At 56.2% G+C, this 15,562-nt stretch carries 15 protein-coding genes; 12 read left to right on the top strand and 3 right to left on the bottom strand.

The window, feature by feature from the left end; translation table 11 throughout:
* Nucleotides 1-69: 69 nt before the first annotated feature.
* From TU74_RS22430 to TU74_RS22420, 3 genes are read left to right on the top strand one after another with little or no spacing between them, the layout of a single operon-like run.
* Complete coding sequence (locus TU74_RS22430; protein WP_082149928.1) at nucleotides 70-816, top strand: heme/hemin ABC transporter substrate-binding protein; 747 nt, start codon at nucleotides 70-72, stop codon at nucleotides 814-816.
* Between the two features lie 50 nt (nucleotides 817-866).
* On the top strand, nucleotides 867-1,850 hold the full coding sequence (locus tag TU74_RS22425) for a FecCD family ABC transporter permease (RefSeq protein ID WP_162841635.1): 984 nt from the start codon (nucleotides 867-869) through the stop codon (nucleotides 1,848-1,850).
* Nucleotides 1,850-2,617 carry a heme ABC transporter ATP-binding protein gene (locus TU74_RS22420; protein ID WP_047283043.1) on the top strand — a complete coding sequence of 256 codons (768 nt, stop codon included), beginning with the start codon at nucleotides 1,850-1,852 and terminating at the stop codon, nucleotides 2,615-2,617. The genes TU74_RS22425 and TU74_RS22420 overlap by 1 nt, the downstream gene beginning before the upstream one ends.
* 227 nt (nucleotides 2,618-2,844) lie before the next feature.
* Here TU74_RS22420 and TU74_RS22415 read toward each other — a convergent pair whose 3' ends face one another.
* The 3 genes from TU74_RS22415 to TU74_RS22405 all read right to left on the bottom strand — a co-directional run bounded on the left by TU74_RS22415 (nucleotide 2,845) and on the right by TU74_RS22405 (nucleotide 5,355).
* A complete protein-coding gene (locus tag TU74_RS22415; protein WP_047277476.1) occupies nucleotides 2,845-3,117 on the bottom strand; it encodes a TfoX/Sxy family protein in 273 nt (90 codons plus the stop codon).
* Nucleotides 3,118-3,367: 250 nt separating this feature from the next.
* Nucleotides 3,368-3,709, bottom strand: coding sequence for a pentapeptide repeat-containing protein (locus TU74_RS22410; RefSeq protein ID WP_047277474.1), 342 nt, complete (start codon nucleotides 3,707-3,709; stop codon nucleotides 3,368-3,370).
* An 89-nt stretch (nucleotides 3,710-3,798) separates the two neighbouring features.
* Nucleotides 3,799-5,355 carry a bifunctional aminoglycoside phosphotransferase/ATP-binding protein gene (locus TU74_RS22405; protein ID WP_048377685.1) on the bottom strand — a complete coding sequence of 519 codons (1,557 nt, stop codon included), beginning with the start codon at nucleotides 5,353-5,355 and terminating at the stop codon, nucleotides 3,799-3,801.
* A gap of 116 nt (nucleotides 5,356-5,471) precedes the next feature.
* On the opposite strand from TU74_RS22405, the gene mrcB reads away from it, so the two are divergent.
* The 9 genes from mrcB (at nucleotide 5,472) to msrQ (ending at nucleotide 15,289) form a co-directional block, all read left to right on the top strand.
* Entirely contained in the window at nucleotides 5,472-7,799 is a 2,328-nt protein-coding gene (gene mrcB, locus TU74_RS22400; protein WP_047277470.1) for a penicillin-binding protein 1B, read from the top strand.
* A 16-nt stretch (nucleotides 7,800-7,815) separates the two neighbouring features.
* Entirely contained in the window at nucleotides 7,816-8,553 is a 738-nt protein-coding gene (locus tag TU74_RS22395) for a tetratricopeptide repeat protein (protein WP_048377684.1), read from the top strand.
* Nucleotides 8,553-8,882 carry a YqcC family protein gene (locus TU74_RS22390; protein ID WP_047277467.1) on the top strand — a complete coding sequence of 110 codons (330 nt, stop codon included), beginning with the start codon at nucleotides 8,553-8,555 and terminating at the stop codon, nucleotides 8,880-8,882. The genes TU74_RS22395 and TU74_RS22390 overlap by 1 nt, the downstream gene beginning before the upstream one ends.
* Before the next feature lie 431 nt (nucleotides 8,883-9,313).
* Complete coding sequence (locus TU74_RS22385) at nucleotides 9,314-11,038, top strand: acetolactate synthase 3 large subunit (RefSeq protein WP_047277676.1); 1,725 nt, start codon at nucleotides 9,314-9,316, stop codon at nucleotides 11,036-11,038.
* A gap of 2 nt (nucleotides 11,039-11,040) precedes the next feature.
* A complete protein-coding gene (gene ilvN, locus TU74_RS22380; protein ID WP_018609360.1) occupies nucleotides 11,041-11,532 on the top strand; it encodes an acetolactate synthase small subunit in 492 nt (163 codons plus the stop codon).
* A 48-nt stretch (nucleotides 11,533-11,580) separates the two neighbouring features.
* Nucleotides 11,581-12,597, top strand: a complete 1,017-nt coding sequence (ilvC, locus tag TU74_RS22375) for a ketol-acid reductoisomerase (RefSeq protein ID WP_047277462.1) — start codon at nucleotides 11,581-11,583, stop codon at nucleotides 12,595-12,597.
* Nucleotides 12,598-12,740: 143 nt separating this feature from the next.
* Entirely contained in the window at nucleotides 12,741-13,598 is an 858-nt protein-coding gene (gene pssA / locus TU74_RS22370) for a CDP-diacylglycerol--serine O-phosphatidyltransferase (protein WP_047277460.1), read from the top strand.
* Between the two features lie 63 nt (nucleotides 13,599-13,661).
* A complete protein-coding gene (gene msrP, locus TU74_RS22365; protein WP_048377683.1) occupies nucleotides 13,662-14,675 on the top strand; it encodes a protein-methionine-sulfoxide reductase catalytic subunit MsrP in 1,014 nt (337 codons plus the stop codon).
* On the top strand, nucleotides 14,675-15,289 hold the full coding sequence (gene msrQ, locus TU74_RS22360; RefSeq protein ID WP_047281237.1) for a protein-methionine-sulfoxide reductase heme-binding subunit MsrQ: 615 nt from the start codon (nucleotides 14,675-14,677) through the stop codon (nucleotides 15,287-15,289). Before msrP ends, msrQ begins: the two co-directional genes overlap by 1 nt.
* Nucleotides 15,290-15,562: the final 273 nt, after the last annotated feature.

The raw sequence follows: 15,562 nt of genomic DNA, 5'->3' as shown, positions 1-15,562 counted from the left end.
ACGGAGAACCGGTCGAAAAAGCTCTCCGTACATGATTTTTCGGTCACTTTTCGTCCAATGACGCTGTAGGTGCCTGGAAAATTGCAACTTGCCGCGGCTGCACGACAAGTTGATCGGAGCATCCTTAAACCCCTGCCCAGCATCGGCTATCAGCGTCAGCTGTCGGCAGAGGGCATCGTGAGCCTCAGGCCTGATGTGTTGATTGGTACGCAAGAGATGGGACCCGCCGAGGTCTTGAAGCAGATTCAAGCGGCCGGGGTGCCAGTTGAAATGTTCTCGGCGCAGGCTGATCTGACGACCCTGCAAGCGACGCTGACGCATTTAGGGCGATTACGTGGCGATACTGCGCACGCCAAGGACGTGTTTGACCGTTTTAAGCAGCAAATGGATCAGCAGCAGGCTCAGGTCAAGCACTTGCAAGCAACGCACAAAACGCTGGGCGTCCTGTTGTTGCTGGGTCATGCGGGTGGTAAACCGATGATTGCCGGTAAGGACACCGCTGCCGATTGGTTGCTGACGCAAGCCGGCGGCCGAAACCTTGCCACCCATTCCGGCTACAAGCCTTTCTCGGTTGAGGCGTTGGCGGGGCTGAACCCGGAGGTTCTGGTGTTTGCAGATCGCAGTCTGAGCGGTGAGGCCGCCCGTGCAGCCCTGTTGAAAGAAAACCCGGTGCTGGCATCGATTCGCGCAGTCAAAGCAGGGCGGCTCTATGAAGTGGACCCAACCCTGTTGGTCGGCGGGCTGGGGCCGCGGTTGCCGGAGCGTCTCAAGCAACTCACGGTTGAGTTTTATCCCGAGGCCGCAGCCGCTCAATGAAAACGCTGGTAAAGCCCCGTTCTTTGTTTATTGGTTTGACCCTCTTGTGCCTGCTGGCGACCTGGTTGTCGCTGGCGCTTGGGCCAGTGAGTTTGCCGCTGTTCGATACGTTGCGCGCAGCCATGCGGTTGATGGGGTTGCCGGTACAGGGGGAAGGTCTTGAACAGGCAGAGTTGATTCTCGGGCAGATCCGCTTGCCGCGAACCTTGCTTGGGCTGGCGGTCGGCGGTGTTCTGGCGCTGTCGGGCGTTGCGATGCAGGGCTTGTTCCGCAACCCGTTGGCCGACCCCGGTCTGGTCGGGGTCTCCAGCGGTGCAGCCCTGGGAGCGGCGATTGCCATCGTAGGCGGCGCTGCCTTGGGTGGGCTGCCTGACTTCATCGGGCCGTACTTGCTGTCGCTCTGTGCGTTTTTGGGGGGCTTGGGAGTCACTGCGCTGGTTTACCGACTGGGGCGGCGAAACGGCCAAACCCATGTGGCCGTGATGTTGCTGGCGGGGATCGCCCTGACGGCATTAGCGGGTTCCGCAGTAGGGCTTTTCACTTATCTGGCGGATGATGCGACGCTTCGTACGCTGACATTCTGGAACCTGGGCAGTTTGAATGGCGCCAGCTATGCACGGTTGTGGCCGCTGCTGCTGGTCACGGCTGGCGTTGCGCTGTGGCTGCCACGCCGGGCAACGGCGTTGAATGCGTTGCTGCTGGGCGAGTCCGAGGCCAATCACTTGGGCATTGACGTGGAGGGCCTGAAGCGCGAACTGGTGTTTTGTACAGCTTTGGGCGTCGGCGCGGCTGTGGCGGCGGCGGGCATGATTGGCTTTATAGGCTTGGTGGTGCCCCATCTGGTGCGGCTGTTGGCCGGGCCCGATCATCGCGTGTTACTGCCCGCATCCGTCTTGGCGGGGGCGAGTTTACTGCTGTTTGCTGATCTGATAGCGCGTTTGGCGCTTGCTCCCGCTGAGCTGCCCATCGGTATTGTGACGGCCTTTCTGGGGGCGCCATTCTTCCTGTATTTACTGCTGCGGGGGCGCCACTGATGTTGCGAACGGAAAATCTGCAGATCCGTCGTGGGCAAAAAGCCGTGTTGTCGGCTGTCACGCTTGAGGTCTGCCCGGGCGAAGTCCTCGGCGTACTTGGGCCTAACGGTGCGGGAAAAAGTACGTTGTTGGCCGCATTGTGCGGGGAGTTGACGCCTGCCGAAGGCGAAGTCTGGCTCGATCAGCGTGCGCTGAGTCAATGGAAAGGTGGTGAGCGGGCCCAGCGACTGGCCGTGTTGCCGCAAACCTCGACGCTGGATTTCGCATTCAGGGTTGAGGACGTTGTCGGCATGGGCCGTTTGCCGCACCAGACAGGCCGCATACGCGATGCCGAGATTGTTCACGCCGCCTTGCAGGCTGCGGATGTTGAGCACTTGGCGGGTCGCAGTTACCTCGACTTGTCGGGTGGCGAGCGACAGCGTGTGCACCTTGCGCGCGTGCTGGCGCAATTGTGGCCGGGACAGGGTGGGCAAACGCTGTTGCTGGATGAGCCGACCTCGATGCTGGATCCTTTGCATCAGCACACCACGTTAAAGGCCATTCGGGCGTTCGCCGACCGTGGCGCGGCGGTCCTGATCATCCTGCATGACCTTAATCTGGCCGCACGCTATTGCGACCGGTTGTTGCTGTTGGAAGACGGCAGACCGCGAGCGCTGGATTGTCCACAAGCGGTGTTGCAGCCTGCGTTGCTCAAGGCCGTCTTCGGGCTGGATGTGCTGGTGCAGCCACACCCGGAATTAGGGCATCCGCTGATCATTGCGCGCTAAGCCCAACGCTGAGTAAGAGCTCTTCACACGTTTTGCAGGCAAAAAAAGACCCGGCAAGAGCCGGGTCAAATAACCGTGATTAGCCTGATGAGGAGATTTTCTGAGAGTCCGAACCAAGGGCCTTTCAGAAGATCGACTGGCCTCGCGACCAGATGGCGTAATAATAACAATTCTCATTATCGAGTCAACAGCAGTTTGTCGCTTTTTTTTACTGCGATTGAAAAAAGTCAGACTTTGCGCGGGGCGAGCAATCCTTCGACCTGTTTGTTGAGGGCTTCTTTGCGTTCCGCAGGAACATCGTTCCAGTGGACATCCAGCAAGGCTCCCTCAATGGCATAGAGCAAGACTTTAGACGCTCTGAACCCTCGAGCCTTTACCGCACGATAGGCATCTGCGGCACCAAGCCGTTTCAAGTCCGAAAGGTTATGAATACCCACAGCGTGCAGCCATTGCGCCGACGTCTTCCCAAGATTTCTCAAATGCTGGAGTTCATCGTTCATCAAGCCTCCTTGCGACGGCGCGAGCGCAGTGTTTACTGGATCAAATCAGTCTTTCAGGAGTGTAGCGCTCTGTAGGAAAACCGCTCTTCTTTAGTCGGTTTTGGAACAAGCAGGGTGTTTTAAGGGCGAAATGCAGGGGTCGAGGAAACCCGCCGAAGGGAGATGAAACGATGAGGGTAGAGCCACCAGGCAAGGTCAACAAGCCGGGGTCGCGCCGACGCAAAAGCGCTCACCCGGATGTCGTATTTTTCTACTTTGTGCGGTAACGCAGGCGAGTGCCGAAGTTAACCGACATCAAAATTTCGTCCGCTGTCACTTCAACCGGGAAGTAGGCCCCTGAAATCTGCGCATGGGCCAGACTCGCACCTTCGATACAGGCTGTACGCAAGTCCAGCCCCCGGAGATCGGCAGAGCGGAAATAACTGTCGGTGAAATCCACGTCCTGGGCGTTCAGTTGCCGTAAATCCAAGCCTCGGAAATCGCCGCCTCGCATATCGATAGGCCCTTGCGGACGTTCCTGATTGAAACCGGCAATATCGTCTTTGTGCAGCAGCGCGTACAGCGCCGAATCAAGCAATTGTGGGCGGCTCATGGGGCGTCTCCTGTTGGATTTATGACGCCATTATAGTGCCACTATTGAGTGGCCGCGAACCTTTAGCGCCTCGCGGTCACTCGGCCTTATTACAGGCCTGGCAAGCGCTGACGAATGTCCTCGATCAAGGTGTCCAGACTCTTGCTGTTGTTGGTTTCAATACGCTTGCTGCGCTGCACTTCGTCAGCGCCCAGCGGCTCGCGACTGGCACGTTGAGCGTGCACCACGTCGAGGGTGGCATCGGACGGGTCGGTGCCTTGAGCCTGACGATGAGCCAGCCAGCCTTCAATCACGGCGTCCGGTGCGTCGCAATCGATGATCAGGTACGGCACACCGGTGGACTCGGCCACGCTGGCAGCGGCGTCACGTTGTTCGCGTTTCAGGTAGGTGGCATCAATGATGACCGGGAAACCTGCGCGCAGCACGGTTGCGGCCAGCTCATGCATTTTTTTGTAGGTGGTTTCGCTGGCGTCGGTGCTGTAGATCCCTTCACCCACAGCATTTTCAGGCTGCTGTTCACCGAACAATTGTTTGCGGATGACATCGGAGCGCAGACGGATAGCGCCCAAAGCTTCGACCAGACGCATGGCGACCGAGCTTTTGCCCACGGCTGAAACACCGTGAGTGATGGCCAGAAAGCGCGATGGAATCGTGCTGTAGCTTTCTGCGAGGTTGGCGTAGTTGCGGTATTGGCGCAGGGTGGCAGCGCGTTGAACGCCGGTGGCATCGGCGGGCATGCTGAACAGACTGACCTTGGCGCGCACCAGCGCGCGGTAGGCTTTATAGAAATTCAGCAGTTCAAGGCCCTGATAGTCGCCGGTCAGCTCCAGGTATTGGCTGACAAAACGCCGTGCCAGACACTTCAAGCCGCGGTCTTCAAGGTCCATGGCCAGAAACCCTACATCACCGTAGACGTCGGTGAAGCGGAAGGGCTCGTTGAATTCGATGCAGTCGAAAATCACCACCTTGCCATCGATCAGCGTGGCATTCCCCAGGTGGATATCACCGTGGCATTCACGGATAAACCCCTCGGCTTTACGTTGTTTGAGCAGCGGTTCAAGGCGGATGAAACTGCTCTCAGCCCAGGCTTGAAGGGCATCCAGTTGCTGCAAGTCGGCTTTATCTGTCAGAAACGGCCGAATTTGATCGAAGTTCTGGCGCACAGGCTCCATTACGGCTACTGGAGTGCCTTGGTAGTGTTCCAGCGGTACATGGGGCGCCTGGATATGAAAATGAGCAATTTGTTGGGCCATTTCATCAATGTGCGCGGCAGTCAGCTCGCCATTGGCTTGCAACGTGCTCAGCAATTGGCTCTGAGGGAATTGAAGCATTTTCAACGCGTACTCGATCACCACCCCGTTACCGCCGATCACAGGCGCATCGGGTGTGCCGGTGATGGGCAGTACGTCAAGGTATAACCCTTCAGTGAGGCGCTTGTTCAGGCGCAGTTCTTCATTGCAAAAGTATTGGCGTTGATTGAGGTCGGTGAAGTCGAGAAAACCGAAGTTGACCGGTTTTTTCAGCTTGTAGGCATACTGGCCAGTGAGAATTACCCAGGAAATGTGCGTTTCGATTACCTGAAACCCATCGACTTCATGCGGGTATAGGCTCGGGTTCTGTAGCGCGGCGATCAGGTTCTGGCTCACGGTTGGTCCTTCAAGACGGGGAAAATTCAATGGGCCATTATGGCTCCTGATGGCGGTACTGCAAACCGCCGGGCTGCGCATGTTGAACATGAACAAAGTGCGTATAATCCGCCGCCATGACTCGTACCCGATCCCCCCGTTCCCGTTCCAAACGTCCCTCCCGTGGCGGCCTGCGCCCATGGCTGGGCTGGGCGCTCAAGCTCAGTCTGGTCGGCCTGGTTGTACTGGCAGGTTTCGCCGTCTACCTCGATGCGATCGTTCAGGAGAAGTTCTCCGGCAAACGCTGGACCATCCCGGCAAAGGTTTACGCCAGGCCGCTGGAGCTGTTCGTCGGCCAAAAACTGGCCAAGAACGACTTCCTCACCGAACTTGATGCCTTGGGCTATCGCCGCGAGAGCGCGGTCAGTGGCCCGGGTGCCGCGTCGGTCAATGGCAATACGGTTGACCTCAACACCCGCGGCTTCCAGTTTTATGAAGGCGCTGAAAAGGCGCAGCCAGTGCGTGTGCGCTTCTCCGGTGATTACGTAGCCGAACTGTCGACCTCCAATGGTGCCAAGCTGCCCGTGGTGCGCCTTGAGCCGCTGCTGATTGGCGGCCTGTACCCGAAGAACCTCGAAGACCGCATCCTGATCAACATCGATCAGGTGCCTCCGTTTCTGCTCGAAACCCTGGTAACGGTTGAAGACCGCGATTTTTACCATCACTTGGGGGTGTCCCCGAAATCGATCGCCCGTGCTATCTGGGTCAACTCGTCTTCCGGGCAAATGCGCCAGGGTGGCAGTACGCTGACTCAGCAATTGGTGAAAAACTTCTACCTGACCAACGAGCGCAGTCTTAGCCGCAAGCTGACCGAAGCGATGATGGCGTTGCTGCTGGAGTTGCACTACGACAAGCGCGAAATCCTTGAGGCTTACCTCAACGAGGTCTTTGTCGGGCAGGACGGACAGCGAGCGGTGCATGGTTTTGGTCTGGCCAGCCAGTTCTTTTTCAGCCAGCCATTGTCTGAGCTCAAGTTGCATCAAGTGGCTTTACTGGTGGGGATGGTCAAAGGGCCGTCTGCCTATAACCCGCGTCGTTACCCGGAGCGTGCGCTTGAACGACGCAACCTGGTGCTCGATTTGCTTGAGCAGCAAGGTGTCGCCACCGCAGAGCAAGTGGCGGCAGCCAAGAAGATGCCGCTGGGCGTGACCAAGCGCGGAAGCCTCGCAGACAGTTCGTTCCCGGGTTTCCTGGATTTGGTCAAACGTCAGTTGCGTGAAGACTATCGCGACGAAGACTTGACTGAAGAAGGTCTGCGGATTTTCACCAGTTTTGATCCGATCTTGCAGATGAAGTCCGAGGCCGCTGTCGGAGAAACCTTCAAACGGTTGGCCGGGCGCAAGGGTTCCGATGAGGTTGAGGCCGCGATGGTGGTGACCAACCCCGAAACAGGTGAAGTGCAGGCGCTGATTGGCAGCCGCCTGCCGGGTTATGCCGGCTTTAACCGGGCACTGGATGCGGTGCGGCCGATTGGCTCGCTGATCAAACCAGCGGTTTATCTGACCGCACTTGAACGTCCGAGCCAGTACACATTGACCAGTTGGTTGTCGGACGAGCCGTTATCGATCAAAGGCGCCGATGGTCAGATCTGGAAACCTCAGAACTATGACCGCCGTTCCCACGGTACGGTGTTCCTGTATCAGTCGATGATGAATTCCTACAACTTGGGCACTGTGCGACTGGGGCAGGAAGTGGGCGTTCCCAATGTGCTCAAGACCCTGGCGCGGCTTGGGGTGGAGCGTGAGTTCCCGGCGTTCCCTTCCATGCTGCTGGGCGCCGGTGCCTTGAGCCCGATGGAAGTGGCGACGATGTACCAAACCTTGGCCAACGGTGGTTTCAATACCCCGATGCGCGGGATTCGCAGTGTGCTGACGGCCGAAGGTGAGCCGCTCAAGCGCTACCCGTTCCAGATCCAGCAGCGCTTTGATCCGGGGTCCATCTACCTGATTCAAAATGCCATGCAGCACGTCATGCGTGAGGGGACAGGGCGTTCGGTTTACAACGTATTGCCCAAGAGTCTGGCGTTGGCCGGCAAGACCGGTACCAGTAACGATTCACGTGACAGCTGGTTTGCCGGGTTCAGCCAGGATCTGCTGGCTGTCGTTTGGCTGGGGCGTGATGACAACGGTAAAACACCGTTCACCGGTGCAACGGGCGCCTTGCAGGTATGGACCAGCTTTATGAACAAAGCCGACCCTCTGCCGCTGGACATGCCGGAACCGGATAACATCGTGCAAGCCTGGATTGACCCCCATACCGGCCAGGGTTCCGATGCGAACTGCCCTGGGGCTGTGCAGATGCCGTATATTCGCGGCAGTGAGCCGCCCGCCGGAGCCAGTTGTGCAGCCGAAACGCCTGCAACCGGTGAAGCGGTGATGGATTGGGTCAAGGGCTGGTTGAATTAAGCAAAGAGGAATTGACGTGAATAAGTGGTGGGTTCCGGCTGTTACAGCCCTGGCTTTGCTCAATGGTTGTGCCAGTGTTCAACAGGGTTCTATCCCTGTGGTCGATGCGGGCGTTCCTGTATCCAATAACGAGCGTGTTTCTGCTCAGCGTACGGCGAGTCATTATCCGCAGGCGACAGCACCGCGTGCCGCGCAGACTCAGGCGATCCCTCAGGATTCCGGCGTCGTGGTGATGATTCCCGGTGGTGCGTCGGCGGTGTCCACACCGATCAGCACCGAGCCGTTTACGCCGGGGCCAATCACACCGGGCCCGGCGGCGGCGCCTATCAGCACTGGCGATTACACACCTGGCGCTGCTTACCGTGCACCGACCCCGGTGACGCCAAGCGGCATTCCGTCCAGCAGTGGTGGACTGGCAGCTGATGAGCAATTGGATGGCCCGGTGCTGGCTTTGCTGACCACCGCTCAGCAACAGCAAGCGACCGGTGATCTGAATGGCGCGTCGTCGAGCCTCGAACGCGCGCAGCGTGTAGCGCCCCGTGAGCCGCAAGTGCTTTATCGCCTGGCGCAGGTGCATATGGCCCAAGGGGATGCTGCGCAAGCGGAGCAGTTCGCACGTCGCGGCCTGACATTCGCTGGCGGCCGTCCGGATCTTCAAGCCAGCCTGTGGGGTTTGATCGCTCAGGCGCGTGAGAAGCAGGGTGATGCAGCCGGCGCTGCATCGGCACGTCAAAAAGCCAAGGTGAGTCTGTAATGGATGTCCGCTTCCCGGCCATTGCCGAACAGTTGTTGCTGATTGAGCGCGAATTGCGCGTACAGGGCTGGTGGGACGAGGTATCGCCCACCGCTGAGGCGTTGAGCAGTGTTGAGCCCTTTTCAGTGGATACGCTGGACTTCCATCAGTGGCTGCAATGGATCTTTCTGGTGAGAATGAAACAAATCCTCGAACAGGATCTACCGCTGCCCAATGCTTCGGGCATTCTTGAAATGGCTGAAATGGTGTATGCCGACAAGCCGTCAGAGAGTCTTGGCCTGCGTAATGCGCTGAAAAAGTTCGACCAACTGATCGTCGACGCTCGTTAATTGCCTGGCTGCCGGTTTTTCCGGCAGTCGTGCGCATATTTCTACCGCTTTGCGCCATTCAGGCGAGTTTTATCCCTCATCAAGCCCGTTTCTTCTATGTTCAGATGCGCGTAGTTGGAAAAAAGCGCAATTATTGCTTGACTTGGGTGGGGTGAATGAGAAGAATCGAAAGTCCGCTGTAGAGGGACTGCCAGAAGCAGACTCTCTCAGCAGATCATGAGGCGCACACCCGCGCCGACCTGTTACACCCGCAACGCGTTACCTCGCGCTGGGTGGGAAAACCCCGCAATACTTGGGGAGCTCCCAATACTTGCTCAGTCAGTGCTGACGTAGTCGGCGACCACCGTCGCTCATGCTCTGCTGAAAAGTAAACCTATTAAGACCCGTTCGTTTTTTGCGATCGGTATTCTGGCGTTTTAGAGGTGAACAACGTGGAGCTTTTATCTGGCGGTGAGATGCTCGTCCGCTTTTTGCGCGACGAAGGTGTCAAACATATCTACGGGTACCCTGGTGGTGCTCTCCTGCATGTCTACGACGCACTGTTCAAAGAACCGGAAGTGTCCCATATCCTGGTTCGTCACGAACAAGCTGCTACCCATATGGCTGACGGCTATGCCCGTGCCACCGGTAAAGCCGGTGTCGTTCTGGTCACGTCCGGCCCGGGTGCTACCAATGCCATAACGGGTATTGCGACCGCCTACATGGACTCCATTCCGATGGTCATCATCTCTGGTCAGGTGCCTAGCACCATGGTCGGGACCGATGCTTTCCAGGAGACCGACATGATCGGTATCTCCCGGCCCATCGTGAAGCACAGTTTCATGATCAAGCATGCTTCGGAGATCCCGGAGGTCATGAAAAAGGCGTTCTACCTGGCACAGTCCGGTCGCCCGGGGCCTGTGGTGGTTGATGTTCCCAAGGACATGACCAATCCGGCCGAGAAGTTCGAATACGTTTTCCCGAAAAAAGCCAAGCTGCGTTCCTACAGCCCGGCGGTTCGCGGTCACTCCGGCCAGATCCGCAAAGCGGTGGAAATGCTGTTGGCGGCCAAGCGTCCGGTTATTTACGCAGGTGGCGGCGTTATTTTGGGCGGCGGTTCTGCTCCGTTGACCGAACTGGCGAAAATGCTCAACGTGCCGGTCACTAATACGTTGATGGGCTTGGGGGCCTACCCTGGCACAGACCGTCAGTTCATCGGCATGCTGGGTATGCATGGCAGCTTTACGGCCAACATGACCATGCATAACGCCGACGTGATTCTGGCAGTCGGTGCGCGTTTTGATGATCGCGTGATCAATGGTCCGTCCAAGTTCTGCCCCAATGCCAAGATCATCCATGTGGATATCGACCCTGCGTCTATTTCCAAGACCATCAAGGCGGATGTGCCGATCGTAGGTCCGGTCGAAAGCGTCATGACCGAAATGGTCTCGATCCTCAAGGATATTGGCGAAAAACCCGATGCTGAAGCGGTCGCTGCGTGGTGGAAGCAGATTGATGAGTGGCGCGGTGATCGCGGTTTGTTCCCGTACGACAAGGGCGATGGCAGCAAGATCAAGCCTCAAGCCGTCATTGAGATGCTTTGCGAAGTGACCAAGGGCGACGCCTATGTGACGTCCGATGTGGGTCAGCATCAGATGTTTGCGGCTCAGTACTACCGTTTTAACAAGCCTAATCGCTGGATCAACTCAGGCGGCCTGGGCACGATGGGCTTTGGCTTCCCGGCGGCCATGGGTGTGAAATTGAGCTTCCCGGATGCTGATGTCGCCTGTGTGACAGGCGAGGGCAGCATTCAGATGAACATTCAGGAATTGTCGACGTGTTTGCAGTACGACTTGCCCGTAAAAATCATCAGCCTCAATAACGGCGTACTGGGAATGGTGCGTCAATGGCAGGACATGAACTACGGCAGCCGTCATTCGCATTCCTACATGGAGTCGCTGCCTGACTTCGTGAAGCTGGCTGAGGCTTATGGTCATGTAGGCATTCGGATTACGGATCTGAAAGACCTGAAGCCAAAAATGGAAGAAGCGTTCGCCATGAAAGACCGCTTGGTGTTCCTGGATATCCAGGTCGATACCAGCGAGCACGTTTACCCGATGCAGATCAAAGATGGCTCCATGCGAGACATGTGGCTGAGCAAGACGGAGCGTACTTAATCATGCGGCACATTATTTCTTTGCTTCTTGAAAACGAACCGGGTGCATTGTCTCGTGTTGTAGGGCTTTTTTCGCAACGTAACTACAACATTGAAAGCCTGACGGTAGCGCCAACTGAAGACCCGACCTTGTCGCGTCTGACGCTGACGACCGTAGGGCACGATGAAATCATCGAGCAAATCACCAAGAACCTGAACAAGCTGATTGAAGTGGTCAAGCTGGTCGACCTGTCTGAAAGTGCTCACATTGAGCGCGAGCTGATGCTGGTCAAGGTCAAGGCAACGGGGGCCCAGCGCGCAGAGATCAAGCGAACCACGGACATTTTTCGTGGCCAGATCGTTGATGTCAGTGCCAGTGTGTATACCGTGCAGTTGACCGGTACCAGTGACAAACTCGACAGCTTCATTCAGTCAATTGGAACCGCCTCGATCCTGGAAACAGTTCGCAGTGGCGTCACCGGGATTGCCCGTGGCGACAAAGTACTCAGCATCTAAAACTAATAAGTGCTAATGGCCTAAATGGCCTGGATATAAGGGAAAATCATGAAAGTTTATTACGACAAAGACTGCGACCTTTCGATCATCCAGGGCAAAAAAGTAGCCATCATTGGTTACGGCTCCCAGGGTCACGCTCAAGCCTGCAACCTGAAAGATTCAGGTGTAGACGTGACTGTCGGTCTGCGTAAAGGTTCGGCCACTGTCGCCAAAGCTGAAGCACACGGCCTGAAAGTCACTGACGTTGCTAGCGCGGTGGCCGCGGCTGACGTGGTCATGATTCTGACCCCGGACGAGTTCCAGTCGTCGCTGTACAAGAACGAAATCGAGCCGAATATCAAGAAAGGCGCCACCCTGGCTTTCTCCCACGGTTTCGCGATTCACTACAATCAGGTTGTTCCGCGTGCCGACCTCGACGTGATCATGATCGCGCCGAAAGCACCAGGCCACACTGTGCGCTCCGAGTTCGTGAAAGGCGGCGGCATTCCTGATTTGATCGCTATCTACCAGGATGCTTCGGGCAACGCCAAAAACGTTGCGCTGTCTTACGCTTCGGGTGTTGGTGGCGGTCGTACCGGCATCATCGAAACCACGTTCAAGGACGAAACCGAAACCGATCTGTTCGGTGAGCAGGCTGTTCTGTGTGGCGGTACTGTCGAGCTGGTTAAAGCAGGCTTTGAAACACTGGTTGAAGCGGGCTACGCGCCAGAAATGGCTTACTTTGAGTGCTTGCACGAACTGAAGTTGATTGTTGATCTCATGTACGAAGGCGGTATCGCGAACATGAACTACTCGATCTCCAACAACGCTGAGTACGGCGAGTACGTGACAGGTCCGGAAGTTATCAACGCCGAATCCCGTCAGGCAATGCGTAATGCGTTGAAGCGTATCCAGGACGGCGAATACGCCAAGATGTTCATCAGCGAAGGTGCCACCGGCTACCCATCGATGACCGCCAAGCGTCGCAACAACGCGGCACACGGTATCGAAGTGATTGGTGAGCAACTGCGCTCGATGATGCCTTGGATCGGTGCGAACAAGATTGTCGATAAAGCCAAGAACTAAGTTTGTAGCGTGAAGAAAAACGCGGCCTCGGCCGCGTTTTTTCGTTTAGAGGGTGGCTTCTGGTATAAAGCATCACTGTTTGCGTGTCCGTGTTGGCCGTGAACCTTTATCGAAACTTTCCATATCGTTGCAAGGTAATGTCCATGAGCGAACGTCCCGAAGAGCCAAAACAGGCCTCTGACGCCGATAGTCTGCTGCCTATCGATGAGCATGTCGAAGAAGGACATGACGCCGAAGGCCGTAAAGTCCGGCATCGTGGTATCTATCTGCTACCCAACCTTTTCACGACGGCGAACCTGTTCGCGGGTTTCTATTCGATTATTAACTCGATGAGCGCGCAAAGTGCCATGAGTGCAGGTGATGCGGCAGGTGCAAGCAAGTACTTTGCCTTTGCCGCGATCGCAATTTTTGTGGCCATGGTGCTCGACGGTCTTGATGGCCGGGTTGCCCGCATGACCAATACGCAAAGTGCTTTTGGCGCCGAATACGACTCTTTGTCTGACATGGTTGCCTTTGGGGTCGCCCCCGCACTGCTCGCGTTTGGCTGGGCGCTGGGGGATATGGGCAAAGTAGGCTGGATGGTCGCTTTCATTTACGTGGCTGGCGCGGCATTGCGTCTGGCGCGTTTTAATACTCAGGTGGGTACGGCTGATAAGCGGTACTTCATCGGGCTGGCGAGTCCGGCTGCTGCGGGTGTTGTGGCCGGGATCGTGTGGGCGTTCAGCGATTACGGCATTCAGGGTTCCAAAATGTCGTTCCTGGTGGCCTTGCTTGTAGCTGCTGCAGGCATGCTGATGGTCAGCAATATCAAGTACAACAGCTTTAAAGAGCTGGACTTGAAGGGGCGTGTACCTTTTGTCGCCATTCTGGCAGTGGTACTGGTCTTTGCAGTGGTTTTCAGTGATCCGCCGCGCATTCTGCTGCTGGTCTTCCTTGCCTATGCGGCGTCCGGCCCCATTCAGTATTTATTGCATCTGCGTCGGAACAAAAGCGCCGAGTGATGTAATTTCTCCCATACTCCGTAGTCTATTGGGGCATCAGCCTTTCAATGCTACGGAGTTGCCATGCTCATCAAGCTCCCCTCCACGTCAGACAGTAAAGAGTCTGACGTCACGCCTGAATCCTTCTATTTATCGCGGCGAACATTGCTGGGAAGCTCGCTAGCCGGGCTTGCCGTGAGTGCATTTCCTCGTATTGGGCGTGCGCAAGACGCCGGGATGTACCCTGATGTGGAGGCGGGCACGCCACCCGCATGGTTTGCCGAAAAGCTGCCCAAAACCAAATGGCAGGCGGTGAAAGTAGAGGGAGAGTCAATCACGCCCTTCAACGATGCGACTCACTACAACAATTTTTATGAGTTTGGGACCGCTAAAGGTGATCCGGCGCAATATGCAGGGGCATTGAAGACCGAGCCCTGGACGGTGGTTGTCGATGGTGAGGTCGGTAAGCCGGGCCGATATGCGCTGGAAGACTTCATGAAGCCCTATCAATTAGAAGAGCGGATCTATCGGCTTCGCTGTGTGGAAGCATGGTCAATGGTCATTCCTTGGCTGGGCTTCCCGCTTTCAGCATTGCTTAAGCAGGTGGAGCCCAACTCGAAAGCAAAATTCATCCGCTTTGAGACGTTGCAGGATCCTAAGGTCATGCCGGGGCAGCGTTCCGGGTTCGCTTTGATTGAGTGGCCTTATGTGGAGGGGCTGCGGTTGGATGAGGCGATGAATCCATTGGCAATTCTGGCTGTAGGGATGTACGGGCGGGAATTACCGAATCAAAACGGTGCGCCATTGCGGTTAGTGGTGCCTTGGAAATATGGCTTTAAAAGCGTGAAGTCCATTGTGCGCATCAGCCTTGTTGAAGATCAGCCCAAGACGACCTGGCAGAGTATCGCGACCGATGAATATGGCTTTTACGCCAATGTTAATCCGCAAGTGGACCATCCGCGCTGGAGTCAGGCGCGTGAGCGTCGTCTGCCAAGTGGCCTGTTCAGTCCGAATGTACGCGAGACGCAGATATTCAACGGTTACGGCAACGAGGTGGCTTCTTTATATAGTGGGCTGGATCTGCGGAAAAACTATTGATGCGATTTCCTTATTGGCGCTCGTTTGTTTTTGTATGGGTGATTATTTGGCCGCTGCTGTGGGTATTCCAAGCGTGGAGTTCAGTGCTGGGGCCTGATCCTGGCAAAGTGCTGGTTGATCGCTTGGGGTTAGGCACCCTGATCTTGTTGCTGATAACGCTTTGCATGACGCCTCTGCAAAAAATGACAGGATGGGCTGGCTGGGTTGCTGTGCGACGTCAAATCGGTCTGTGGTGTTTTGCTTATGTAATACTGCATCTGTTGGCTTACCTGGCTTTTGTGTTGGGTTTCGATTGGTCTCAGTTGGGGGTGGAGCTGCGCAAGCGTCCCTACATTATTGTGGGCAGCCTTGGTTTCTTGCTGTTGTTCGTACTTGCGGTGACATCCAACCGTTACAGCCAGCGTCGTCTGGGCGCACGATGGAAAAAATTGCATCGCCTTATCTATGTGATTTTGGGGTTAGGGCTACTGCATATGCTCTGGATCGTTCGTGCAGACCTTAAAGAGTGGGCGGTTTACGCGGCGATTGGGGCGATGTTGATGGTGCTGCGTGTACCGGTTGTGATGCGGCGTATACCCCGTCTATATAAGAAGAAAACGGTTTCTGCCTCATGAGTCAAAATTAGGGCTTGACTCAGAATTCCAGCGGCCTATAATTCGCCCCACTTCCGGCGCAGTCGAAACGGAAAACTCCTTGAGTTTCAATGAGTTAGGCAATTTTGACGATGCCAGCTTCAAATCATCGAAGCAGGAAATGAGGTGTTGACAGCAGCGTGTAACGCTGTAGAATTCGCCTCCCGCTAACGAGAGATCGGAAGCGCAAGTGGTTGATGTTACAAAGGAAACTTCGAAAACATCTTAAAATAACCGCTTGACAGAAACAGAGGC

Source organism: Pseudomonas lundensis, from assembly GCF_001042985.1.
Classification (GTDB): Bacteria; Pseudomonadota; Gammaproteobacteria; order Pseudomonadales; family Pseudomonadaceae; genus Aquipseudomonas; species Aquipseudomonas lundensis.
This window is presented reverse-complemented; position numbering and strand designations above follow the sequence as displayed.